Annotated in this window: 22 protein-coding genes; all 22 read left to right on the top strand. The window is 68.1% G+C overall.

The features are described 5' to 3' along the window. Positions 1–239: 239 nt before the first annotated feature. A complete protein-coding gene (locus ACUTAF_RS10200; RefSeq protein WP_445579844.1) occupies positions 240–1,325 on the top strand; it encodes a Rieske 2Fe-2S domain-containing protein in 1,086 nt (361 codons plus the stop codon). 9 nt (positions 1,326–1,334) lie between these two features. Then, the gene (locus ACUTAF_RS10195; protein ID WP_445579843.1) at positions 1,335–2,162 is read left to right on the top strand and encodes an SDR family NAD(P)-dependent oxidoreductase; all 828 of its coding nucleotides are present in this window, start codon (positions 1,335–1,337) and stop codon (positions 2,160–2,162) included. Positions 2,163–2,175: 13 nt separating this feature from the next. Beyond that, positions 2,176–2,985 carry an SDR family NAD(P)-dependent oxidoreductase gene (locus ACUTAF_RS10190; protein WP_445579842.1) on the top strand — a complete coding sequence of 270 codons (810 nt, stop codon included), beginning with the start codon at positions 2,176–2,178 and terminating at the stop codon, positions 2,983–2,985. Between the two features lie 3 nt (positions 2,986–2,988). Further along, positions 2,989–3,753 carry an SDR family NAD(P)-dependent oxidoreductase gene (locus ACUTAF_RS10185; RefSeq protein WP_445579841.1) on the top strand — a complete coding sequence of 255 codons (765 nt, stop codon included), beginning with the start codon at positions 2,989–2,991 and terminating at the stop codon, positions 3,751–3,753. Positions 3,754–3,764: 11 nt separating this feature from the next. Beyond that, positions 3,765–4,391: a nuclear transport factor 2 family protein gene (locus tag ACUTAF_RS10180; RefSeq protein WP_445579840.1), complete on the top strand. Its 627-nt coding sequence runs from the start codon at positions 3,765–3,767 to the stop codon at positions 4,389–4,391. After that, positions 4,391–5,482 (top strand): alkene reductase, encoded by a 1,092-nt coding sequence (locus ACUTAF_RS10175; protein WP_445579839.1) that lies wholly within the window; start codon positions 4,391–4,393, stop codon positions 5,480–5,482. Before ACUTAF_RS10180 ends, ACUTAF_RS10175 begins: the two co-directional genes overlap by 1 nt. Next, the gene (locus ACUTAF_RS10170) at positions 5,479–7,044 is read left to right on the top strand and encodes a FadD3 family acyl-CoA ligase (protein ID WP_445579838.1); all 1,566 of its coding nucleotides are present in this window, start codon (positions 5,479–5,481) and stop codon (positions 7,042–7,044) included. The genes ACUTAF_RS10175 and ACUTAF_RS10170 overlap by 4 nt, the downstream gene beginning before the upstream one ends. A gap of 192 nt (positions 7,045–7,236) precedes the next feature. Next, on the top strand, positions 7,237–8,136 hold the full coding sequence (locus ACUTAF_RS10165) for a VOC family protein (protein WP_445579837.1): 900 nt from the start codon (positions 7,237–7,239) through the stop codon (positions 8,134–8,136). A gap of 11 nt (positions 8,137–8,147) precedes the next feature. Beyond that, entirely contained in the window at positions 8,148–9,029 is an 882-nt protein-coding gene (locus tag ACUTAF_RS10160) for a CoA transferase subunit A (protein WP_445579836.1), read from the top strand. Positions 9,030–9,041: 12 nt separating this feature from the next. Beyond that, positions 9,042–9,845: a CoA-transferase subunit beta gene (locus ACUTAF_RS10155; RefSeq protein ID WP_445579835.1), complete on the top strand. Its 804-nt coding sequence runs from the start codon at positions 9,042–9,044 to the stop codon at positions 9,843–9,845. 43 nt (positions 9,846–9,888) lie between these two features. After that, a complete protein-coding gene (locus tag ACUTAF_RS10150) occupies positions 9,889–10,746 on the top strand; it encodes an enoyl-CoA hydratase (RefSeq protein WP_445579834.1) in 858 nt (285 codons plus the stop codon). After that, positions 10,743–11,813, top strand: a complete 1,071-nt coding sequence (locus ACUTAF_RS10145; RefSeq protein ID WP_445579833.1) for an NAD(P)H-dependent flavin oxidoreductase — start codon at positions 10,743–10,745, stop codon at positions 11,811–11,813. The genes ACUTAF_RS10150 and ACUTAF_RS10145 overlap by 4 nt, the downstream gene beginning before the upstream one ends. A gap of 78 nt (positions 11,814–11,891) precedes the next feature. After that, positions 11,892–12,650 carry an enoyl-CoA hydratase family protein gene (locus ACUTAF_RS10140; RefSeq protein WP_445579832.1) on the top strand — a complete coding sequence of 253 codons (759 nt, stop codon included), beginning with the start codon at positions 11,892–11,894 and terminating at the stop codon, positions 12,648–12,650. A gap of 4 nt (positions 12,651–12,654) precedes the next feature. Beyond that, on the top strand, positions 12,655–13,821 hold the full coding sequence (locus tag ACUTAF_RS10135) for an acyl-CoA dehydrogenase family protein (RefSeq protein ID WP_445579831.1): 1,167 nt from the start codon (positions 12,655–12,657) through the stop codon (positions 13,819–13,821). An 11-nt stretch (positions 13,822–13,832) separates the two neighbouring features. After that, on the top strand, positions 13,833–14,888 hold the full coding sequence (locus ACUTAF_RS10130; RefSeq protein WP_445579830.1) for an acyl-CoA dehydrogenase family protein: 1,056 nt from the start codon (positions 13,833–13,835) through the stop codon (positions 14,886–14,888). Between the two features lie 145 nt (positions 14,889–15,033). Beyond that, on the top strand, positions 15,034–16,182 hold the full coding sequence (locus ACUTAF_RS10125) for an acetyl-CoA C-acetyltransferase (protein WP_445579829.1): 1,149 nt from the start codon (positions 15,034–15,036) through the stop codon (positions 16,180–16,182). Positions 16,183–16,268: 86 nt separating this feature from the next. Beyond that, positions 16,269–17,144, top strand: coding sequence for an SDR family oxidoreductase (locus ACUTAF_RS10120; RefSeq protein WP_445579828.1), 876 nt, complete (start codon positions 16,269–16,271; stop codon positions 17,142–17,144). Next, complete coding sequence (locus ACUTAF_RS10115; RefSeq protein WP_445579827.1) at positions 17,134–18,372, top strand: helix-turn-helix transcriptional regulator; 1,239 nt, start codon at positions 17,134–17,136, stop codon at positions 18,370–18,372. The genes ACUTAF_RS10120 and ACUTAF_RS10115 overlap by 11 nt, the downstream gene beginning before the upstream one ends. An 828-nt stretch (positions 18,373–19,200) precedes the next feature. Next, positions 19,201–20,562 carry an NAD(P)/FAD-dependent oxidoreductase gene (locus ACUTAF_RS10110; RefSeq protein ID WP_445579826.1) on the top strand — a complete coding sequence of 454 codons (1,362 nt, stop codon included), beginning with the start codon at positions 19,201–19,203 and terminating at the stop codon, positions 20,560–20,562. A gap of 46 nt (positions 20,563–20,608) precedes the next feature. Then, complete coding sequence (locus tag ACUTAF_RS10105; protein ID WP_445579825.1) at positions 20,609–21,799, top strand: saccharopine dehydrogenase family protein; 1,191 nt, start codon at positions 20,609–20,611, stop codon at positions 21,797–21,799. A gap of 55 nt (positions 21,800–21,854) precedes the next feature. Then, positions 21,855–23,225 (top strand): DUF1329 domain-containing protein, encoded by a 1,371-nt coding sequence (locus ACUTAF_RS10100; protein ID WP_445579824.1) that lies wholly within the window; start codon positions 21,855–21,857, stop codon positions 23,223–23,225. A 126-nt stretch (positions 23,226–23,351) separates the two neighbouring features. After that, positions 23,352–24,938, top strand: coding sequence for a DUF1302 domain-containing protein (locus ACUTAF_RS10095; protein WP_445579823.1), 1,587 nt, complete (start codon positions 23,352–23,354; stop codon positions 24,936–24,938). The last annotated feature ends 59 nt before the right edge of the window (positions 24,939–24,997 follow it).

Below are 24,997 nucleotides of genomic sequence, written 5' to 3'. Positions count from 1 at the left end.
GGTTACGTAGGGTGGATAACGCTGTGCTTATCCACCTGCTTGCTCGCGCCTGAGCAGGCGCGTACTCGACCAATCCGACCAATTCAGCCCGCCTAACTGGCGCGGGCCGCCGGCGGCTGCCTGCCTGTACGGCGCCCGCCGCTAGTCCGCCGCCGTTAGTCCCATCGGACGATGTTGGCCTCTTGCGCCGGCGGCACAGTCCAGCTGTCGACCATAGATACCAACAAGAGGTCCCCTCCATGCAACGCTCGCAACTGATTGCGTCGGATGTCATCGCTCCCCGTTTCGCCCGTGGCTGGCACTGCCTGGGCCTGGCGACCGACTACGCCGACGGCAAGGCGCACCGCCTGAACATCTTCGGCACCCGCCTGGTGGCCTACCAGGGCGAGGACGGCCAGCTGCACATCCTCGACGGCTATTGCCCGCATATGGGCGCCGACCTCAGCGAGGGCTGCATCGAAGGCAACGCCATTCGCTGCCCCTTCCACGACTGGCGTTGGAACGCGGACGGCGTGTGTGACGATATCCCCTATGCCAAGCGCATTCCGCCGCGGGCCAAGATCAAGAGCTGGCCGGTGCTGGAGCAGAATAAGCTGCTGTTCGTCTGGCACGACCCCGAGGGCGGCGCGCCGGACCCCGAGGTGGAAATCCCGCGCATCGAGGCCTGCTTCGACGAGCAGTGGACCGACTGGATGATGCGCAAGATGGTGATCAACACCAACTGCCGCGAGCTGGTGGACAACCTGGCGGACTTCGCCCACTTCGGCCCGGTACACGGTTCGCCGGCCAGCTACTTCTGCAACACCTTCGACGGCCATATCGGCTACCAGATGTTCCGCGGCGAGGACAGCGAACTGCTCGGCCAGGGCCTGGTGGCCGACAGTGCCTACTTCGGTCCGGCCTACCACATCACCCGCATGCGCGCCGAAACCGGCGGCCAGGTGGTCGATACCATCCTGCTCAACTGCCACGTGCCGATCGACCAGAACAGCTTCGAGCTGCGCTACGCGATCAAGGTGCGCCGGGTGCCGGGCCTGTCCGAGGCCGAGAACCAGGCCATCGCCGAAGGCTATGCCGAGCAGGCGCACAAGTCGTTCTTCCAGGACGTGTCGATCTGGCACAACAAGATCCGCGTGGACCGCCCGGTGCTGTGCGACGGCGACGGCCCGGTGTACCAGCTGCGCGAATGGTATGAGCAGTTCTACACCGATGTCGCCGCACTGCCCGCGCCGCAGCACAAGGTCTTCGAGCGCGACCGCGACGGTAGCTGGCGTGCCCTCGATGCGGTGCCGGAACTGGCGCAGAGCCAGCTGCATCTGATCTGAGGAGCGGCCATGAGACTTGCAGACAAGGTGACGCTGGTCACCGGGGCCGGCTCCGGCATCGGCCGCGCCACCGCCGAACTGTTCGCCGCAGAAGGAGCCCGGGTGGTGCTGGCGGATATCGACGAAGCGGCGGCGCGCCGGGTGCTGGACGGGCTGCCGAACGCTTCCGAGTGCCTGGCCATGGGCTGCGATATCGCCGATGGCGCTGCGGTCGAGCGACTGTTCGCCGCGGTGGAGCGGCGCTATGGCCGCCTCGACGTGCTAGTCAACAACGCCGGCATCGGCCAGGTGCCCGGTGACGGCTTCGAGCATTACCAGCAGCGCCTGGCCGAGCGCGGCGCGCAACTGGCTGCCGGGCAGACGCCCGAAGTGTTCACCGACATGATCGTCGATCTGACCGACGCCGGCTGGCGGCGCCTGCTGGCGATCAACCTGGACGGCGCCTTCTACTGCAGCCGCGCCTCCGTGCGCCTGATGATCGCCAGCGCCAGCCGCGGCGCCATCGTCAATATCGCGAGCCTCTCGGCGCTGAGCGGCGAAGGGCCGCTGGCCTACTGCGCGATCAAGGCGGCCCTGCTCGGCATGACCAAGTGCCTGGCGCGCGACCTGGGCCCGCGCGGTATCCGCGTCAATGCGGTGTGCCCGGGGCCGACCCGCACGCCGCTGATGCAGTCGATCTCCCTGGAGTGGCAGCAGGCACTGGAGCGGGCCATTCCGCTCGGGCACATGCTCGAACCGGAAGAAATCGCCCGCACTTGCCTGTTTCTCGCCAGCGACGATTCCAGTGCCTTTACCGGCCAGACCCTGTCCGCCAGTGGCGGCATGTTGATGCTTTGATAAGGAAGAACTCATGAGTGCAAGACTGCAAGGCAAGGTGGCGCTGATCAGTGGCGCCGGTACCGGCATCGGCGCGGCGGCGGCGCAACTGTTCGCCGTCGAGGGCGCCCGGGTGATGCTCTGCGGCCGCCGCCGCGAGCCCATCGAAAACATGGTCAAGCTGATCCGTCAGCAGGGCGGCACGGCCGATTGGGTGCAGGCCGACGTCACCGACGAGCAATCCATCGAGCACGCCGTGAGCCAGACCCTGGAGCGTTTCGGTCAGCTCGACGTGATGGTCAACAACGCCGTCAACTACACCTGGGGCCCACTGACCCAGCTCAGCACGGAAGACTGGCACAAGAGCCTGCGCGGCAGCCTCGACGTGGCCTTCTTCGGCACCCGCGCGGCGTTTCGCGCCATGGCCGGCCGCGGCGGCTCGATCATCAATATGGGTTCGGTGGCTGGCCTGCTCGGCAGCCCCGGACTGTCCGCCTATGGTGCGGCCAAGGCCGGGGTGGTCAACTTCAGCCGCGCGGTGGCCCTGGAGGGCGCCCCGGAGAAGATCCGGGTCAACGTGGTGATTCCCGGCATCGTCTGGAGCGAGGGCACCCGCGAAGCCATGCGCAGCGAGCAGATGATCGACGCCACCGCCCGCGCCGTGCCCCTGGGGCGTATTGGCCAGCCGGAGGAGGTGGGCAACGCCATCCTCTTCCTAGCCAGCGACGAGGCATCCTATATCACCGGCCAGACCCTGGTGGTCGACGGCGGCAAGACCTGCGAGCTGAACGTCGGCGCCACCGACTACACCTCGCAGACATCCAGCGAATTCAGAGGGGAATAACCTATGCAAAGTCTACTGAACACTCCTGCCAGCCCGGTGCTGGTCACCGGCGGCGCTTCCGGTATCGGCGAGGCCTGTGCCGAGGCCCTGGTCGCGGTCGGGCGCCCGGTGATCATCTGGGACCTGCAGGAGGAAAAGGCCCGGGCCGTGGCCGCGCGCCTGGCCGAGCAGTATGGCGTGGCCTGCCTGGGAATCGGCATCGACCTGTGCGACGCCGAGGCCATCGCCCCGGCCCTGGCGCGCACCCGCGCCGAACTGGGCGCCCCGGGCGGCCTGGTGCACGCCGCCGGGGTGGTCGATCAGAGCGGCCTGGAGGGCCTCACCGCGCAGCGCTGGGACGCCGTGCTCAACGTCAACCTGCGCGCCATGGCCCTGCTGGTGCAGGCCATGCTGCCGGACCTGCGTGCCAACCCCGGTTCCTCGGTGGTCGGCATCGCCTCGATCAACGCCACCCTGGGCAACGGCCTGATCCCGTCCTACAGCGCTTCCAAGGGCGGCATGCTGTCGATGGTGCGCTCCATGGCCGACGCCCTGGGCGCCGATGGCATTCGGGTCAACTCGGTGTCGCCGGGGCAGATCCTCACGCCCATGGTCGCGCCCATCGCCGCGGCCCATCCGGGCATGTTCGAGCGGCGCATCCTGCTCGGCCGCCTCGGCCAGCCGGAAGAGCTGGGCCGGGTGGTGCGCTTCCTGCTGTCCGATGAGGCCAGCTATATCAACGCCGCCGAGATCGTCGTCGACGGCGGCAATATCTCCTCGCAGCGTTGAGGTCTGCCCCGATGACTGAACAGACTGTGGCCGAGCGCCTGGATCGCCTGGAATCGCTGGAACAGATCCGCATGCTGCCGGCCAAGTACGCCCTGGCCCTGGACATGCGCGACCTGGACGCCTGGGTCGGGCTGTTCCCCGAGGACATCAAGGTGGGCAAGGACCAGGTCGGCCGCGCCCATCTCAAGCGCTGGATCGACAGCACCCTGCGCGACCAGTTCACCACCACCAGCCACCATATCGGCGGCCATATCATCGAGTTCAAGGATGCCGACAACGCCTGTGGCGTGGTCTATTCGAAGAACGAGCATGAGACCGGCCCCGAGTGGGTGATCATGCAGATGCTCTACTGGGACGACTACCAGCGCATCGACGGGCGCTGGTACTTCCGTCGCCGCCTGCCTTGCTACATGTACGCCAGCGACCTGAACAAGCCGCCGATTGGCGACAAGAAGATGCGCTGGCCGGGTCGCGAGCCCTACGACGGCGGCTGGAACCAGCTGTGGCCGAGCTGGCAGACGTTCTGGGCCAACAAGCCCGACGACGCCCTGCCCGAGGTGGCCGAGCCGGCGCCGCTGGACGCCTTCCTGGAAACCATGCGCCGCGGCTCGGCCGCGCCGCGGGTGAGGGTACGCTGATGCACGACAGACTGTTCGAACCGCTGCAACTGGGCGAGCTGCGCCTGGCCAACCGCGTGGTCATGGCCCCCATGACTCGTAGCCGGGCCAATGTCTTTGACGAGCCGGATGAGCTGCACGTGGCCTATTACGGGCAACGCGCCAGCGCCGGGCTGATCATCGCCGAGGGCACCTACCCGAGCCTGGTCGGCAAGGGTTATTGCCGCACCCCGGGGATCGCCACCCCGGGGCAGGTGGCGGCCTGGCGCCGGGTCACCGATGCGGTGCGCACGGGGGGCGCCAGCCAGGTGCTGCAACTGATGCACGTGGGCCGGGTGGCCAGCCGCCACAACAAGCCGGAAGGAGTGGAAACGGTGGCGCCTTCGGCCATCGCCGCCCAGGGCAGCCTGTATAGCGACAGCCATGGCCTGGTGCCGATGGAGCTGCCGCGGGCCCTTGCAACCTCCGAGATCGCCGGGGTCATCGAGGAGTACCGTCAGGCCGCGGTAAATGCCCGGCATGCCGGCTTCGATGGGGTGGAGTTGCACTGTTCCAGTGGCTACCTGCCGATGCAGTTTCTGCTGGCCGGCAGCAACCGGCGCCAGGACGGCTACGGCGGCAGCCTGGCCAAACGTATCCGCTTTGCCGTGGAATGCCTGGAAGCCATGGTCGGCGCCATCGGCGCCGGTCGCGTGGGGCTGCGCATCATTCCCGGCAACCCCTTCAATGACATGCAGGATGACGATCCGGCCGCCACCTATGGCGCGCTGCTCGACGCGGTGAATCCGCTCGGCCTGGCCTATGTGCAGGTCAGCCGCTCGCCGCAGCCCGGGCTGGATGCCTTTGCCCTGGTGCGCCGGCATTTCCGCGGCGGAGTGATCCTCAACGATGGCTTCGACGGCGCCACGGCCCGTCAGGCCCTGGCCGACGGCCTGGGTGATGCGGTGTCCTTCGCCCGTCACTACATCGCCAACCCGGATCTGGTGCAGCGCCTGCGCCAGGGCGCGGCGCTGGCCAGCTTCGACCGCACCACCCTGTATACCCCAGGCGCGGCCGGTTATATCGATTATCCGGCGCTGCCGGTTCACCGTTCGGAGACCTGTCTGCCATGAGCAAAGCGCAGAGCATAGGCGCCGCGCTGGCGCGTACGGTGCGCGACAATGCACGGCGCATCGCCATCGAAGACGAGGGCGTGCGGCTCAGCTATGTCGAGCTGCATCACGAGGCCCGGCGCGCCGGTCGGGCCCTGCTGGCCCTGGGTGTAGAGCCGGGCGAGCGGGTGGCGATCTGGGCGCCCAACGAGTATCGCTGGATAGTGGCAGCCCTGGGCTGCCTGTTGGCCGGCGCCATCCTGGTGCCGCTGAGCACGCGGATGAAGGGCGAGGAGGCCGCCGACATCCTGCGCCGCAGCGGCAGCAGGGTGCTGTTCAGCGTCGGCGACTTTCTCGGCAGCCATTACCCGGACCTGCTGCGCGATCAGGCGTTGCCCGAGCTGAAGCGCATCGTGGTACTGGAAGGCGAGCGCCCCGAGGAGTTCGGCTGGCAGCAGTTTCTCGCCCTGGCCGGGCAGGTGCCCGACCATGCCCTGCAGCGGCGCATCGACGCCCAGGATGGCGATAGCCCCTGCGACCTGATGTTCACCTCCGGCACCACCGGCTATCCCAAGGGCGTGCTCTGCGCCCAGGGGCAGAACCTGCGGCTGTTCGACAGCTGGGGCGAGATCGTCGACCTGCGCCCGGGCGACCGCTACCTGATCGTCAACCCCTTCTTCCACAGCTTCGGCTTCAAGGCCGGCTGGCTGGCGGCGCTGATTCGCGGGGCGACCATCCTGCCGCAGCGCACCTTCGAGGCCGAGGCGGTGCTGGCGCGTATCGCCCGCGACCAGATCAGCTTCCTGCCCGGGCCGCCGGCGCTGTACAGCGCCATGCTGGAGCATCCGCGGCGCGCCGAGTTCGACCTGAGCACGCTGCGCGTGGCGGTCACCGGCGCGGCCTCGGTGCCGCCGGTGCTGGTGCAGCGCATGTACGACGAGCTGGGTTTCGCCAGCGTGGTCACCGCCTACGGCCTGACCGAGAGCTGCGGCCTGACCACGGTGTGCCGCCCGGGCGACGATCTGCAGACCATCGCCGGCACCTGCGGCCGGGCCCTGGACGGCATCGAGCTGCGCTGCGTGGATGGCGAGGGCCGCAGCCTGCCACCGGGCGAGGCCGGTGAGGTGCTGATCCGCGGCTACAACCTGATGCAGGGCTACTTCGGCGACCCCGAGGCCACGGCCGCCGCCATCGATGCCGAGGGCTGGCTGCAGACCGGCGATGTCGGGGTGCTCGACGAGCGCGGCTATCTGCGCATCACCGACCGGCTCAAGGACATGTTTATCGTCGGCGGCTTCAACTGCTACCCGGCGGAGCTGGAGCGCCAGCTGATGGCCCACCCGGCGATTGCCCAGGTGGCGGTGATCGGGGTGGCCGACAGTCGCCTGGGCGAGGTGGGCAAGGCCTATGTGGTCAGGCGTCCGGGCATTGCCCTGGATGCCGACGAGTTGATCGCCTGGTGCCGTGAGCGCATGGCCAACTACAAGGTGCCACGTAGCGTCGAGTTCGTCGCCGAGCTGCCGCTCAACGCCTCGGGCAAGGTGGCCAAGAACGTGCTGCGTGGGCTGGCGCAGACGGCTTGAGCCCGCTTGTTACAGCAGCTGAGGGAAAAGGTCAGCGCTTGCGCTGGCCTTTTTCTATCCACTGCAAAACGGCCTGCTTGGGCCATTTTCGCTAGTCCCATTGGACGATGCCCGGGCTGTGCCCAGCCGCTTAAATCCCTCTCCATAGAGCCCGGGTTTTCCCGCGGCGGCAACAGACCAAAGGAGACGCGCATGGATATTCGTGGCCTGGGCTACGTGACGGTAGCCTCGACCGACCTCGGTCGCTGGCTGGGCTATGGCACTCAGGTGCTCGGCATGATGGCCGACAGCTCGGCCCTGGATCAGGGCCTGCTGTACCTGAAGATGGACGAGCGTCCCTACCGTCTGCTGATCCAGCAGGACAGCCGCGACGGCTTCGGCGCCTGCGGCTGGGAAGTGGCCGGGCAGGGCGCCTTCGAGCAGGCCATCGCCGAGCTGCAGCAGGCCGATGTCGAGGTGCGCCGCGCCACGGCCGAGGAACTGCGCCAGCGTCAGGTGCAGGCCCTGGCCTGTTTCCGCGATCCGGACGGCAACCGTCACGAGCTGTTCTGGGGCCCGCGTCAGGATTTCGCCCCCTTCGTCTCGCCGGCTGCGGTCAGCGGTTTCGTCACCAGCGACCTGGGCATGGGCCACGCGGTACTGCCGGCGCCGAACTTCGATGCCAGCCTGGACTTCTACCAGAAGGTCATGGGCCTGGGCCTGTCCGACCTGATGAAAGTGCGCTTTACCGACGATTCGGCCGAGCCGGAGAAGCGCATCCATTTCCTGCACTGCAACAACGCTCGCCACCACTCCCTGGCGCTGTTCGAGTGCCCGATTCCTTCCGGCTGCGTGCACCTGATGGTGGAAGTGGCCGCGCTGGACGACGTCGGCCGCGCCCTGGATCGCATGCACGCCCACGGCGTGAAGCTGTCCGCCACCCTCGGCCGGCACACCAACGACGAGATGACCAGTTTCTACATGCAGACCCCCGGCGGCTTCGACATGGAGTACGGCTGCGGCGGCAAGGTCATGGACTGGCAGCGTCACACCCCCTTCGAGAGCACCGTGGTCAGCCACTGGGGCCATGATTTCAGCGTAGGCCGCCAGTGAGGAGCCCCAGCATGGACAAACGTAAAACCGCGGCCGAGATCGTCGGCCAACTGCGCGACGGCATGTGCATCGGTATCGGTGGCTGGGGCCCGCGGCGCAAGCCCATGGCTCTGGTGCGGGAGATCCTGCGTTCGGATCTCAAGGACCTCACCATCGTCGCCTACGGCGGCGCCGACGTCGGCATGCTGTGCGCCGCCGGCAAGGTGAAGAAGCTGGTGTTCGCCTTCGTCTCCCTGGATTTCATTCCGCTCGAACCCTATTTCCGCAAGGCCCGCCAGGACGGCGCCATCGAGGTGATGGAGATCGACGAGGGCATGCTGCTGCTCGGCCTCAAGGCCGCCGCCATGCGCGTGCCCTTTATCCCCACCGCGGTGGGCCTGGGCACCGACGTGCTGCGCCTGAACCCCGAACTCAGGCTGATCGCCTCGCCCTACGCCGACGACCGCGACTGGCTGGCCATGCCGGCGCTCAAGCTGGACGCCGCGCTGGTCCATGTCGACCGCGCCGACGCCCGCGGCGTGTGCCAGATCGCCGGCCCCGACCATTACATGGACGACCTCTTCGTGCGCGCCGCCGAGCAGGTCTTCGTCAGCTGCGACGAGCTGGTGGACAGCGCCTTCTTCCATGCCGACCCGGCCCATGCGCGCCAGGTGTTCTGGGAGCGCAACCGCACCACGGCGGTGGTGCACCTGCCCGGCGGTGCCCACCCCTCGTCCTGCGCGCCGCTGTACGGCTTCGATGTCGCCCACTTCAAGGCCTACAACGCCTCGGCCGGCGAGGCCGATGGCTGGAGCGCCTATGTGGAGAAGTACGTGAGCTGCGGTGAGGACGAGTACCTCGCTCGGGTCGGCGGACTCGACGCCATTCGCCAGCTGCCGCTGCCCGTGTTCTGAAGGATGCCTGCCATGACCGAATCGAATAACGCCTACAGCCTTGCCGAGCTGATGATCTGCGCCGCCGCCGAGGCCTTCGCCGAGGATGGCGAGGTACTCGCCACCGGAATCGGCGTGCTGCAGCGCCTGGCAGCCTCCCTGGCCATGCTCAGCAGCAACCCGGCGCTGATGATGACCGACTCCGAGGCCTATCTGGTCGCGGAGCCGGTGCCCCTGGGCGCGCGTAACGGCTACCAGCCCAAGTTCGACAGCTGGATGGGCTTCTCGCGCATCTTCGACAACGTCTGGAGCGGCCGCCGCCATGCCCTGGTCGGGCCGGTGCAGGTCGACCGCTTCGGCCAGGCCAACATCTCCTGCATCGGCGATCACGCCAAGCCCAAGTCGCAGATGCTTGGCGTGCGCGGCTTTCCCGGCAACTCCATCAGCCACGCCAACTCCTTCATGGTGCTCGGCCACAACAAGCGGGTGTTCGTCGAAGGCGAGGTGGATGTGGTGGCCTCGGTCGGCTACAACCCGGCGCGCCTGGCCCGCGGCTGGTCGCTGGAGGAAATCGACCTGCGCCTGATCGTCACCGACCTGTGCGTGCTGGATTTCCAGGGCCCGGATCGCCAGGTGCGCATCCGCTCGCTGCACCCGGGTGTGTCGGCCGAGCAGGTGCAGGCCGCTACCGGCTTCCCCCTGCATATGCCGGCGCAGATCCCGGTTACCGCGGCCCCCAGCGCCGGGCAGCTGGCGCTGATCCAGCGCCTGGACCCGCACAACCTGCGCGCCCTGCAGCTCAAGGACAACCCGCCGGGCGTACGCCAGGCGCAGTGAGGTCTCCCCGATGTCAGCAGTAGCGCAAGACGGAGCAGTGCCGATGAACGACAACGACAAGCCGGTGGTGGACTACCAGGTGCAGGACGGCATCGCCCTGGTCACCATGCAGCGCCCCGAGTACCACAACGCGCAGAACTCGAAGATGACCTATGCGCTGGACGCCGCCTTCAAGCGCGCCTGTGACGACGACGGGGTCAAGGTCATCGTCCTGCGCGGCGCCGGCAAGCATTTTTCCGCCGGCCACGACATCGGCACCCCGGGCCGCGACGTGGACCAGAGCTTCGAGCGCGCCAGCCTGTGGTACGACCATGTGAACAAGCCCGGCGGCGAATTCCTCTATGCCCGCGAGCAGGAGGTCTACCTGGGCATGTGCCGGCGCTGGCGCGAGATGCCCAAGCCGACCATCGCCATGGTCCAGGGGGCCTGCATCGCCGGCGGCCTGATGCTGGCCTGGGTCTGCGACCTGATCGTCGCCAGCGACGACGCCTACTTCGCCGATCCGGTGGTGCGCATGGGCATTCCCGGGGTGGAGTACTTCGCCCACGCCCATGAGCTCAATCCGCGCATCGCCAAGGAATTCCTCTTCCTCGGTGAGCGCATGCCGGCCGCCCGCGCCCAGCAGATGGGCATGGTCAACAAGGTGGTGCCGCGCGACGTGCTGGAGGACGTGACCCTGGACATGGCCCGGCGCATCGCGCAGATGCCGCGCCTGGGCCTGCAGCTGACCAAGCAGGCGCTGAACAATGCCGAGGACCTGATGGGCAAGCGCGCCACCATGGACATGGTGTTCGGCCTGCACCACTTCGCCCATGCCCATAACGAGCTGGTTTCCGGCGACAAGCTGGGCGGCTACGACGCCCGCGCCATGGCCGACTCGCAGCGCAAGGGGCAGGCATGATGAGCCTAGATACCCGCCTGACCGAGCTGCTCGGCTGCCGCTACCCGATCGTGCAGACCGCCATGGGCTGGGTCGCCGACCCGCGCCTGGTGGCCGCCACCGGCAATGCCGGCGGCTTCGGCTTTCTCGCCGGGGCCACCATTGAGCCGCAGCAGATGGAAGCGGCGATCCTGGAAACCAAGCGCCTCAGCGACAAGCCCTTCGGCGTCAACTTCCATATGTACCAGAGCAACGCCGGCGAGATCGTCGAGCTGGTGCTCAGGCACGGTGTGCGCGCGGTGAGCTACAGCCGCTCACCGGGCAACGCCATGGTCGCCCGACTGAAGGACGCTGGTGTGGTCTGCATGCCCACGGTCGGCGCTCTCAAGCACGCGCTCAAGGCGGTGGAAATGGGCGCCGATCTGGTCACCGTGCAGGGCGGCGAGGGCGGCGGGCATACCGGCTCGGTGCCCACCAGCATGCTGCTCGGCCAGGTGCTGGACGCCGTCGAGGTGCCGGTGGTGGCGGCCGGCGGCTTCAAGGACGGACGCGGCCTGGCGGCTGCCCTGGCCATGGGCGCCGCCGGCATCGCCATGGGCACGCGCTTTCTGATGAGCGCAGAAAGCCCGGTGCCGGCGGCCACCCTGCAGCGCTACCTGGCGGTGCGCGACCCGGCGGCGATCATCGTCAGCCGCGCCATCGACGGCATGCCGCAGCGCATGATCCGCAACGAACTGCTCGATCGCCTGGAACAGTCCGGCCAGCTCGGCCGCCTGCTGCTCGCCCTGCGCAGTGCCCTGGCCTACCGCCGGCACAGCGGCGCGAGCCTCGTGCAGCTGCTCTCCAGCGCGCTGAAGATGCGCAGTGGCGACGGCCTGACGGCGGCGCAGACGCTGATGGCGGCCAACGCCCCCATGGTGATCCAGAAGGCCATGGTCGAGGGCCGTCCGGCCGAGGGCGTGCTGCCCGCCGGGCAGGTGGCGGCGAGTATCGACAGCCTGCCCAGTTGCGCCGAATTGATCGAATCCATCGCGCAGCAGGCCGAGCACTGCCTTGCCGCTCTGTGCCGCCAGAACGGAGTTGCGTAGGGTGCGCCGCGCGCACCAACAAGCGGTGCGCACGGCGCACCCTACGGGCCAAGCATGAACAACCTTGGGGACAGTCGGATGAGCAATCCATTCTATGTAACGCAGGACAACGGCATCGCCGAGATGGTCTTCGACCATCCCCCGGTCAATGCCTTCGACAGCCGCGGCTGGGCGGCCATCGCCGCCGAGCTGGAGCGTCTGGGCGCTGACGACGCGGTACGGGTCATCCTGATCCGCGCCGAAGGCCGCGGCTTCTGCGCCGGCGTCGACATCAAGGAACTGGCCCCCGACGGCGACCTGATCGTCACGGTGAACAAGGGCAACTACGACAGCTTCAAGGCGGTGCACCGCAATCCCAAGCCGGTGATCATCGCCGTGCACGGCTTCGTCCTCGGTGGCGGCATCGGCCTGTGCGGCGCCGCCGACATCCTGGTGGCCAGCGACTGCGCGCGCTTCGGCGTGCCCGAGGTGGATCGCGGCGCCATGGGTGGAGGTGCCCACCTGCAGCGCCTGTTCCCGGTGCAGAAGGTGCGCCATATGTACTTCACCGGCGAGATGATCGACGCCGCCGAGGCCTATCGCCTGGGCGCGGTGGAGCGCGTGGTGCCGCGCGCCGAGCTGCGCGAGGCGGCGCTGCAGATCGCCCGCCAGATCGCCGCCAAAAGCCCGGTGATGATCGCCCTGGCCAAGGAGGCGCTGACCGGCATCGAGGACGGCAATCTGGAGGACAAGTACCGCTGGGAGCAGGGCTTCACCCTGCAGGCCTACCGCTCGCTGGATTCCCAGGAAGCGCGGGATTCTTTCGTCGCCAAGCGCGATGCCAACTTCAAGGGCTGAGACCATGGACCTGACCTATACACCGGGCCAGCAGGCCTTCCGTGCCGAGGTGCGCGCCTGGCTGCAGGCCAACGTACCGGCCGAACCCCTGCAGTCCTTCGACTGCGCCGAAGGCTTCGCCCAGCACCGCGCCTGGGAGGCCAAGCTCAACGAAGGCCGCTGGGGCATGGTCACCTGGCCCACGGCCCTCGGCGGCCGCGGCTGCGATTTGATCGAGTGGCTGATCTTCGAGGAGGAGTACTACCGCGCCGGCGCCCCGGCGCGGGTCAACCAGAACGGCATCTTCCTGCTCGGCCCGACCCTGATGGAGTACGGCACCGCCGAGCAGCAGGCGCGCTTTCTGCCGAAGATGGCCACCGGCGAGGAAATCTGGGCCCAGGGCTGGTCCGAGCCGAACGCCGGCTCCGACATGGCGGCGATCCGCTGCCGCGCCGAGCGCCAGGGCGATCACTACGTGATCAACGGCCAGAAAACCTGGTCGACCCGCGCGGTCTGGGCTGACTGGCTGTTCGGCCTGTTCCGCAGCGAGCCGGGCTCCAGCCGCCACCACGGCCTGACCTTTATCCTGCTGCCGCTCGACAGCCCGGGCATCACCGTGCGGCCGATCCCGCAGCTCAACGGCCTGCCGGGTTTCGCCGAGATCTTCTTCGACGACGTCAAGGTGCCGGTGGACAACGTGCTCGGCGGCGAGGGCATGGGCTGGCACGTGGCCATGTCCACCGCCGGCTTCGAGCGCGGGCTGATGCTGCGCTCGCCGGCACGCTTCCAGGAAACCGCGCGGCGCCTGGTGCAGCTGTACCAGGCCAACCGCGAGCAGGCCGACCGCGACCCGGCCATCGGCGAGGCGGTGATGCGTGCCTGGATGGATGCCGAGGCCTACTGCCTGAGCACCTACATGACCGCCTCGCGCCTGCTCAAGGGCGGCAAGATCGGCGCCGAATCCTCGACCAACAAGATCTTCTGGTCCGAACTGGATCAGCGCATGCACGAGACCGCCCTGGACATTCTCGGTCGGCGCGGCGAGCTGCTGCCGGAGGCGCCGGATGCCGGCGCGGTAGGCCACTGGCTGGACGGCTTCCTGTTCGCCCAGGCCGGGCCGATCTACGCCGGGACCAACGAGATTCAACGCAACATCATCGCCGAGCGCATGCTCGGCATGCCCAGGGCCTGAGGAGCACAGCCATGGACTTTACCTTTAGCGACGACCAGCTGCTGTTCCAGGACAACGTGCGCGCCTTCTTCACCAACGAGGTGACCCCGGAACTGATCCGCGAGCTGTGGAACAGCGAAAGCGGGCGCAGCGACAAGCTCTGGGCCCAGCTCACCGAACTGGGCCTGCCGGCCCTGACGGTGCCGGAGGCGTTCGGCGGCCTGGGCATGGACGAGCTGGACTTTGTCCTGCTGGCCCAGGAGTGCGGCTACGCCGGCCTGCCGGAGCCGCTGGTGGACACCGTGCTGGTCGGCGTGCCGCTGCTCAGTGCCCTGGGCGGTGAACATGACGAGCTGAAAAACCGCTGGTTGGGCCGTATCGCCGAGGGCCAGGCGCGCCTGGCGGTGGGCGAGCCGGGCAACCCGCTGGTGGCCGACGCCCATGTCGCCGACCTGCTGCTGCTGCCCCATGGCGATGAAGTGCATGCGCTGCTGCCGCAGGCGGTCCGCCTGACCCGCAACGCCTCGCTGGACCCCAGCCGCCAGCTGTTTCGCGTCGACTGGACGCCGAGCGCCGCCACCTGCGTCGCCGCCGGCGAACAGGGCCGCCTGCTGTGGGCCGCCAGCCGCAACCGCGGCAGCCTCGGCACTGCCGCGCAGCTGCTCGGGCTGGCCAAGCGCATGGTCGATCTGGCGGTGGACTACAGCTTCGAGCGCAAGCAGTTCGGCAAACCGGTGGGTTCCTTCCAGGCGGTCAAGCACCTGATGGCCGATGTCGCGGTGCAGATCGAGTTCGCCAAGGGCCCGCTGTACCGCGCCGCCTATGCCGTGGCCCGGGGGCTGACCGGGCAGGACGCGCAGGTGTCCCATGCACGCCTGGTGTGCGCCGAGGCGGCGCTGCTGGCGGCGAAGAACGCCATCCAGACCCACGGCGCCATGGGCTACACCTGGGAAGTCGACCTGCAGCTCTTCATGAAGCGCGCCTGGGCCCTGGACAAGGCCTGGGGCGACCGCCCCTGGCACAAGACCCGTATCCGTCAGGCCCTGTACGGCGGGGCGATCCAGCCGGGCGCCGGCAATACCTTTTGAGGCCTTTCCCTGCCTTGCCTGTCGCTGCCGGCGATCCCCGGGCGATAGGCGGGACAGGTTTTCTTAATGCGTGACGGCAGGGGCGTGCGGCTGCAGTCGCCCCCCTGCCGGGTTCGATCACTCCCAGTCATTACCGAGGTATTCCATGGCCGAGGCCTATATTGTCGATGCCCTGCGCAGCCCCACCGGGCGGCGCAAGGGCGGTCTGAGCCAGATCCACGCCGCCGATCTGGGCGCCCATGTGCTGCGCGAGCTGGTGGCGCGCAACGGCATTCCCGATGCCGACTACGACGACGTGATCTTCGGCTGCGTCGACACCATCGGCCCGCTGGCCGGTGATATCGCCCGCACCTGCTGGCTGGCCGCCGGCCTCGACCAGGCGGTGCCGGGCACCACGGTGGACCGCCAGTGCGGCTCCTCGCAGCAGGCCGTGCACTTCGCCGCCCAGGCGGTGATGAGCGGCACCCAGGACGTGGTGATCGCCGGCGGCGTGCAGACCATGACCCAGATCCCGATTTCCTCGGCCATGACCGCCGCCGAACCGCTGGGCTTTAGCGACCCCTTCAGCGGCTCGACCGGCTGGGTGCAGCGCTATGGCAAGCAGCCGCCGACCCAGTTCCGCTCGGCGCAGATGATCGCCGAGAAGTGGCGGCTGTCGCGCCAGGACCTGGAGGCCTATGCCCTGGAGTCGCACCGCCGTGCCCTGCAGGCCATCGAGCAGGGCCGCTTCGTCCGCGAGATCGTGCCCCTGGCCGGGGTCGACCACGATGAAACCCCGCGCCACACCAGCCTGGAAAAGATGGCCGAGCTGGAGCCCCTGTTCGGTTGTGACCGGGTCACCGCCGCGGTATCCAGCCAGACTTGCGACGCCGCCAGCGCCCTGCTGATCGTCTCGGAGGCGGCGCTCAAGCGCTACAACCTGACCCCGCGGGCGCGCATCCAACATATGAGCGTGCGCGCCGACGACCCGATCTGGATGCTCACCGCGCCGATTCCGGCCACTGCTTACGCGCTGAAAAAGGCCGGTATGCGCCTGGAGGATATCGACCGGGTGGAGATCAACGAGGCCTTCGCCTCGGTGGCCATGGCCTGGCTCAAGGAGACCGGCTACCCGCATGAGCGCACCAACGTCAACGGCGGCGCCATCGCCCTAGGCCACCCGCTGGGCGCCACCGGCACCCGCCTGATGTGCAGCCTGCTGCATGATCTGGAGCGCAGTGGCGGTCGCTACGGCCTGCAGACCATGTGCGAGGGCGGCGGCCAGGCCAACGTGACCATTATCGAGCGGCTCTGATCTCGAAGCTGCGAACCGTAGCCCGGATGCAATCCGGGGAAACCGCTCCCGGATTGCATCCGGGCTACCCGTCAGGAGAAGTAGCAATGTCCCTCTGCAAAGACCGCGTAGTCATCATCACCGGAGCCGGTGGCGGCCTTGGCCGCGCCTACGCCCTGGCCTTCGCCGAGGCCGGTGCCAAGGTGCTGGTCAACGACATCAACCTGCCGGCCGCCGAGGCGGTGGTGGGCGAGATCCGCGCCGCCGGTGGCCAGGCCCAGGCCAACAATGGCGATATCACCGGCTATGCCGCCGCCGGCGAGATCGTGCGCCAGGCCCTGGAAACCTTCGGCGACCTGCATGTGCTGGTCAACAACGCCGGCATCTGCCGCGACCGAATGTTCGCCAGCCTCGGCGAGGCGGACTGGGATGCGGTGATGGAGGTGCACCTCAAGGGGCACTTCTGCCTGGCCAGCCATGCGGTCAAATACTGGCGCGAGCAGGCCAAGGGCGGCGTGGCGGTGCAGGCGCGAATTATCAACACCAGTTCCGGCGCCGGCCTGCAGGGTTCCATCGGCCAGTCCAACTACGCCGCGGCCAAGGGCGGCATCGCCGCCCTGACCCTGGTCCAGGCCGCCGAGCTGGGCCGCTACGGCATCACCGCCAACGCCCTGGCCCCGGCCGCGCGCACCGGAATGACCGAGCAGGTGTTCGCCGAGACCATGAAGAAGCCGGAGGACGGCTTCGACTACTTCGCGCCGGAAAACGTCGCGCCGCTGCTGGTCTGGCTCGGCTCGCAAGAGTCGCAGGCGGTGAGCGGCCGTCTGTTCGAGGTGGAGGGCGGCAAGCTGTCCATCGCCGATGGCTGGCGCCGCGGCCCCGAGCGCGACAAGGGGGGGCGCTGGCAGGCCGAGGAACTGGGTGCGGTGGTCGAGCAGCTGCTCGGCGAAGCCGTGCCGGCGCAGAAGGTCTATGGCAGCTGAGCCGCTGGCCCGCAGCCTGAGGGCCGGGGCCACGGCAGGCGCGGCGCTGCTGCCGTGGCGGCGGGCGCCGGCGTGGCGGGCCGCCGAGGTGCTGCCCGAACTGCTCGGCCTGGTCTACCGCGGGGCGAACGAGGCGCAGCCCTGGCTGAGCCTGGCCGAGCGCCTGCGCCAGCTACTCGGCGCGCGCAACGTGGTGGTCACCCTGCTGCATCGCCCCGACTCCCACGGCGATGTCCATGTGACCGCGCAGGAGGCGGGCGACGAGATCGACTGGGACCTGGCCGAGCGCATCTGGCGCGAACGCTTCGCCCATATCGAGCAGTTGCAACCCGATGCCGTGGCGCCGGGGCAGGTGCTGGAGTTCGGCCCGGGGGATGTGGAGGCCGACTGCGCCGCGTTCTTCCGCGAGCTGGGGCTGGGCCAGTGCCTGCGCACCTGCTTCGCCGAACACGGCGGCATGCGCTGCTGGCTGGATGTGCTGCGTCCCGGGCAGGGGCCGCAGTTCGGTTTCGACGAGCAGGAGCACCAGTTGCTGCAGACACTGGCGCCGCACCTGGCCAGCGCCCTGCAGCTCTACGCGCGGCTGCAGCGCCAGGAGGCGGAGCGCACGGTATATGCCCGCGGCCTGGAGCACTTGCAGCTCGGCTGCGTGCTGCTCGACGGCGAGTTGCGCGTGCTGGCCGTCAACGATGCCGCCTGGGGGCTGCTGGCCCGGCATGCCGGCATCGACCTGCAGCAGGGCCGTCTGCAGCTGCGTGATCGCGAGCTGCAGGGGCGCTTCCAGCAGCTGCTCGCCCAGGTCCTGGCGCAGCGCCAAAACGCCGCCGGCCAGGGCGGCGGGGCCCTGCTGCGGGTACCTTCGGCCCAGGGTGGTCTGCTCGGCATGCTGATCGCGCCGACGCCGCTGCAGCATTTCTACCAGGGGCAGCAGACGCCCAGCCTGAGCCTCTATCTGGTGGAGCTGGCGGACGACGCCGGCAGCGGCGCCGCGACTCAGGGCTATCCGCCGGAGCTGATCGCCCAGCTGTTCGCCCTGACCCGCCAGGAGGCCCGCCTGGTGGCCTGCCTGGCCGAGGGCCAGAGCATCAGCGAGGCCGCCGCGCAGATGGGCGTGGCGGTCAGCGCCGCGCGCAACTACAGCAAGAACATCTACGCCAAGCTGGGGCTCAAGGGGCAGACCGACCTGGTGCGCATGCTGTGCCGCAGCAGCCTGCTGCTGCGGCGCTGAGGGCGTGCTTCTGCGCATTTCTGCGTGACACCCGACTGGCAAGTTTGTGTGCATAACGCCTGCAGGCTTGGCGCTGGCCAGAACCGTGTTGGCTGAGTTGATGGGTTGGCGACTCGTCTGGAAGGCCGTGCAACTGCACTCAAAGCGCTCAGGGAACTCTGAAATAGTCGTCATTTTCGCGCAGGCGGGACAGCGGCTCCATCGTTGAACAGCGCTTGCGCTGGCCCGCAGGGGAATAATCCTGAACCTCCGTAGTACCTGGGCTCCCGCCTTCGCGGGAGTGACGGTAAATGGCTTTTCAGAACTTCCCTCAGTTTCCAGAGGACAAGAGGAAAAACGTTCAGACGACGCGCAACCGAGTCCCCGTCAGGAGGCCGAGTGAAGGTGTTGCGCAGGGGGACGACCGGCCTGGACGGCCGGTCGAGGCTTAAAGGGCCAGGGACGGCCCTTGTAAGCCGGCCCCCGGAGCGGCACCGGAGCGAGGGAAGTCGCGCATAGCGCGACCCGGATGTCGGGGTGACCTTCTCTTTGGTGACTTTCTCTTGGGCAAGCAAGAGAAAGTCACTCGCCCGTAAGGGGCGAAACCAGAACGTCCGGAACACGGATCAATGGGCCATGCCACGCCATAGGCCGCGACGCAGACAATCTTGCCAGCTCCGTATCAGGCCTAGCCTCTCCTCATGCATGCGCAGAGCCCGAGATTATCCCCCGCGCAGTACCAGTTGGTACTGGAGCGCCTGGCGCCGCAGTCCCTAGCATCGGTCGTGACTGAGTGGTCTTTCGCCAGTGTCTGGCGGGCCGCAGTGAACGGATGATGAGGAGCCGCGCGTGACGAACCCGAAGCAGCAGATGGCAGGTCAGGTGGCGCTGTACCCCTCGGCGCAGGCCTATGAGGCCGGCGTGGTGCCGATCCGTTTCAGTGGTTGGCCGCGGCCGGCGCCGCAGGCGCCCTATGCCGCCCTGGACGCCGATATCGAGGCCGATGTGGTGGTGGTGGGCGCGGGGCTGGCCGGTACCTCGCTGTGCCTGCACCTGGCCGAACGTGGCGTGCAGGCGGTGCTGCTGGAGGCTGACCAGCCCGGCAGTGGCGCCTCCGGGCGCAATGCTGGCCATGTGCAGCCCTACCTGGGCTCGCTGGACGCGCTGCGCGATCTGCCCAACCAGGGGCACGCCTTTATCGATTACTTCGTCGCCAATCGTGACCTGGTGTTCGACCTCAGCACCCGCCTGGGCCTGGACGCGGATGTCGCCCGCTGCGGTCTGGTGGAGGCCGCCAACCGCGAGCATGGCGCCCTGGCGCACAAGGCCCGGGTCTGGCAGGGCCTGGGCTATGCGGTGGAGGTGGTGGGCAAGGAGCAGCTGCAGCAGCTGCTCGGCACCGCGGCCTACGGCTATGGCCTGCACTGGCGCGAGGGCGGACGACTCAACCCCTATCTGTTCACCCAGGGTCTGGCGGCGCGCGCCGCGGCCCTGGGTGCGCGGGTCTATGGCAACAGCTGCGTACTGGCCTGCGCCGCCGAGGGTGGGCAGTGGCGCCTGCGCACCGCCACCGGCAGCGTGCGCGCGGCGCGGGTGGTGCTGTGCACCAACGGCCATGCCGGCAACCCATTCTTCCCCGAACTGGCCCGTACCCAGTTCCCACTGCTGGCCTGCGGCCTGGCCACCCGGCCACTGCCGGCGGCGGCCCTGGCCCTGATCAACCCGGCGCGGGTGGCGCTGATGCAGTACCCCGCCGGGCTCTACCCGCTGGTGATCGACGGCCGCGGCCGGCTGATCACCGCCACCATTCCGGGCCATGGCCAGGCCCAGGACGCCCAGCGCTACTTCGACTACTTCCTGCGCTACCTGCGGCGCACCTTTCCGGCTCTGGCCGGGGTGCCGATCGAGCTGGAGTCGTACTGGACCGGCATGACCGCCAACTCCTCGTCGGTCTACGACGCCGCCTACCCGCAGTTCTACCAGGTCGATAAAGGCGTGCTGGCCCTGCTCAACCTGGGCTCCTGGGGCAACCTGATGGGGCCTCTGCTGGGTCGGCACCTGGCCGAGGTGCTGGTGACAGGAAGGCTCGACCGCCTCCTGCTGCCGCTGCGCGAGCCCCGGGCGGTGCGTTGCTCCGGCCTGTTCGAAACCAAGATCCGCCGCGTGTTGATTCCCGCCGCGCGGCTGGCAGACCGCCTGGGCCTGGTCTAGCGACCGAGGCCCTTTTTTCAGCAGCACAACAAGAGAGCTAACAACGATGCGAATTCTGTTACTGGGTTGCGGCAATGTCGGCGCCAATGTGGCCCGTCAACTGGTCGCCCGGCACCCCGAGCTGGAGCTGGTGGTCGGTGACCTCAACCTGGCCGCCGCCGAGAAGCTGGCCGGCCAGCTTGGGGGCAGGGTGCAGGCGGTCAGGGCCGATGTGCTCGACCCCGCCTGCCTGGACGGCCTGCTCGATGGCGCCGACCTGGTGTTCAACGCGGTCGGCCCGTTCTACCGCAGCGCGGTGCCGGTGATCGAGGCGGCCCTGCGCGCCCGGGTCGACTATCTGGATATCAATGACGACCACGACGTGGCCGAGACTCTGTTCCTCGATCCGATCTGGCAGCAGCGCGCCCAGGAGGCCGGGATTCGCCTGATCATCGGCTGCGGCTCCACCCCGGGGTTGACCAACGTGATCGCGCGGATGCTGGCCGACGGGCTGGACAGTGTCGAGGAAATCCACCTGGCCACCGCCGTGCCGTTCGTGCCGGACCTGCTGTCGCCGGCGGTGGTCGACCACATGATGCATATCACCTGCGGCGAGGTGGTGCAGTTCGTCGATGGCGAGTACCGCAAGCTGCCGGGTTGGGGCGGGCGCCTGGAGGTGCCCTACGCGGCGCCATTCAAGCACTACCCGGCGTTCTATATCGGCCACGGCGAGACCGTCACCCTGCCGCACTGCATCCCCGGCCTGAAGCAGGTGAGCAACCGCCTGGGCTTCTTCCCCGAGGCCGGCTCCAAGCTGTGGCAGGCCATGATCGATCTGGGCCTGGGCCGTGGCGAAGTCATCGAATCCCTGGGCATCTCGCCGCTCAAGTTCCTCACCCAGCACCTGTCCAGCCCGGCCGGGCGCGACAGCCTGTGCGTCGACCTGTCCGACGAGCCCTGGGCCGTGGCGATGCGCGTCGAGGTGCGCGGTCGCCGCGGCGAGGCCCAGGTTACCTGCGTGCTGGAACAGCACCTGCAGCTGCCCGTGGAAGAAAGCGAGGACAGCACCGCCGACCCGACCCCGACCTGCGCCCGCCTGGCCATCGAGGCCTGGTTGGAAGGGCGGATCCAGGGCCAGGGCCTGCTGGCGCCGGAGCAATGCCTAGTGGCGCGGGCCTATGTAGAGGCCTTCGCCCGCGACACCGGGGCGCAGTTCATCGCCAGTGAAATCTCCGTTCAGCCCGCGCTGTACGCCTGACTTTCGTTGATCACAACCGGGCCGCGTGCGGCCCAGACAATAAGAAGAGGACCACATGAACCTGTCATTGCACCGCACCATCCCCCTGGCCGGCGCCTTGCTGCTGGCCGTGCAGGGCGCCTGGGCCAGCCCGGATGCCAGCGAGATCGCCAAGCTGGGCAACGAGCTGACCTGCATGGGCGCCGAGCAGGCCGGCAACGCCGACGGCTCCATTCCCGCCTTCAGCGGCAAGTGGTTGGGCACCCCGCCAGGCATCCAGTTCGACGGCGTCGGCGCTCGCCATGCCGACCCCTATGCTGGCGAGAAGCCGCTGTACACCATCACCGCGCAGAACATGAACGAGCACCTGGCGCGCCTGTCCGATGGCCAGCAGGCGCTGCTGAGAAAGTACCCGGACAGCTTCGCCATTCCGGTCTATCCGAGCCACCGCGATTTCCGCTACGAGGAGTTCCGCTGCGAGCAGACCCGCAGGAACGTCGGTTTCGCCGAGCTCGAGGACGGCAATATGGGCGTGCGCGCCTACAAGGCCGGTACTCCCTTCCCGCTGCCGAAAAACGGAGACGAGCTGCTGCGCAACATGCTGCTGCCGGCCTACGCCCACCAGGAAGATGCCGTGTACGACCAGGCCGTGGTCTACTCCGACGGCAACACCGCCTGGGGCCGCCTGCGCATGGAGATTCTCGACCAGACCAGCGGCGACAAGGATATCGGCAAGCTCACCCACGGCATCTTCGCCTACTCGCTGACCACCATCCTCAAGCCCGAGCGGCAGAAGGGCGAGGTGATGCTGGCCCACACCTACTTCAACGAGAAGAAGAACCCGCAGACCGCCTGGATGTACAACCCAGGTACGCGCCGCGTGCGCCAGTCACCGGGCTTCGGCTTCGACATGCCGCTGGGCGTCGGCGGCTTCCGTACCATCGACGACGATCGCCTGTTCAACGGCTCCCCCGAGCGTTACGACTGGAAGCTGGTGGGCAAGCGCGAGCTGTACATCCCCTATAACGGCTATCGCCTGGAGTCCGATCAGGTCAAGTACGCCGACCTGCTCAAGGTGGGCAGCATCGACCCCGCGTTCATGCGCTACGAGGCCCACCGGGTCTGGGTACTGGAGGCGACGTTGAAGCCCGGCTACCGCCATCAGTATGCCAAGCGTGTGCTCTACATCGACGAGGACACCTGGCTGGCGGTGATGGCGGACAACTACGACGCCCATGGCCAGCTGTGGCGCACCAACTTCATGAACACCTTCTACGCCTACGGCGCCAAGCTGTTCCACTCCGGCGTCACCGTCTATCACGACCTGATCTCCGGCGCCTATCTGGCCGACCGCCTGACCCAGGAAATCGAGGCGCCGCGCATCAACGGCGATCGCCTGCAGCCCTACATGTACACCACCGAGATGCTGCGCCAGAGCGGTCGCTAGGGCATAGCCGCAGCACTGTCTTCCACCCATGCGCGTGCCGGCCGCTGCCGGCGCGCTGGCCAGTCGCGCCCCGGCGGCGCGGCGGTACACCGGAGAGATGCGATGAAACACAAGAAGAACAAGAGAATGCATACCCCAGCCGGCCAGGTTCGGCTCCTGTTGCCGAGCCTGCTGGCCTTGTCCCTGGCCCAGCCGGCCGTGGCCGGCACGCTGGCCCTGGGCGACGAGGTCAGCCTGGATTACGCCCTGAACCTCAGCTATGGCGCGGCCATGCGTACCGAGAAGCAGGCCCGCGCGCTGATCGATGGGCCGCTGGATGCCTTCGGCCTGCCGGCCACCGCCAACAGCGACGACGGCAACCGCAACTTCGAGCGCGGCAGCCTGATCAACAACCGCCTGTCGATGCTCGGCGAGATCGATCTGAAGTACCGCAACTACGGCGCCTTCGTCCGCGCCTCGAGCTTCTACGACGATGTCTGGCAGCACCGCAACGACAACGACTCACCGCAGACGGTAAACAAGACCGGCGCGGCCAACGAATTCACCCGTGACGCGCGCGAGGTCGCCGGCAGCCGCAGCCGCTTCCTCGACGCCTATGTCTATGGCAGCTTCCAGACCGGCGAGCAGTCCATGCTCAATATGCGCGCGGGGCGTCAGGTGGTGCAGTGGGGCGAGAGCCTGTTCTTCCCCAATATCGCCGGCGCCCAGTCCCCGGCCGATGCCACCAAGGCCAACGTGCCGGGGGTGGAGGTCAAGGACATCCTGCTGCCGGTCGGCCAGGTGCTGGCGCAATGGCAGCTGACGCCATCCTTCGGCCTGAGTGCCTACTACCAGTACGAGTACAAGGCCACCGAACTGGACCCGGTGGGCAGCTATTTCTCCTACGCCGACATGATCGGCCCGGGCTCGGAATTCCTCTACCTCGCGCCGGGCTTCACCCTGCCCAAGGGCGGCGACGACGAGCCGCGCGACAGCGGCCAGTGGGGCCTGAGCGCGCGTTTCACCGTCGGCGCCGATACCGAGCTGGGGCTCTACCACCTGCGTTACCACGACAAGAACCCGAACGTGTTGTTGAACTTCGATGAGTTCTTCAATCCGACCAACTACCAGATCACCTACTTCGACGATATCGAGATGAGCGGGGCCAGCTTCTCCACCCGCCTGGGCGACTTCAACGTGGCGGGCGAGGTCAGCTACCGCGATGGCGTGCCGGTGCTGGTCGATTCCATCATCGGCCCTGCCGCTACCCGCGCCAAGGCCACCCAGGCGCAGCTGTCGAGCCTGTATATCCTCGGCCCGCGCTGGTTCTCCGACCAGACCACCTTCGTCGGCGAAGTGGCCTATCTGCGGGTCAACGAGGTCGAGGACTTTCACTTCGCCGGCATGAGCTTCGACGACCTCAGCGTCGACCGCAGCGCCTGGGCCTACCAGCTGATGGCCACGCCGTCGTGGAACAACGTGATCGACGGCTGGGACCTGAGCATGCCGATCTCCTATGCCCAGCAGCTGCAGGGCACCGCGGCGGTGGCCGGGGCCTTCGGCGCCCTGGTTGGCGAGGGTGATCGCCGCGCCAGCCTCGGTCTGACCGCCAAGTACCTCAACAACCTGGAGCTGGGGGCGACCTACAACGCCTTCCTCGGCGATGCCGACCTGGCCAAGCGTCCGCTGGCCGACCGCGACTACCTGGCGATCAGCGCCAAGTACAGCTTCTAAGGAGGGCTACGACAATGCGTGCATGGCTTCTGGCCTGCACTCCATGGGTGGCCTTCGGC

It is taken from the genome of Pseudomonas sp. SP16.1, from assembly GCF_052682975.1.
Note: the sequence above shows the minus strand (reverse complement) of the source record. Positions and strands in the feature narration are given on the sequence as shown.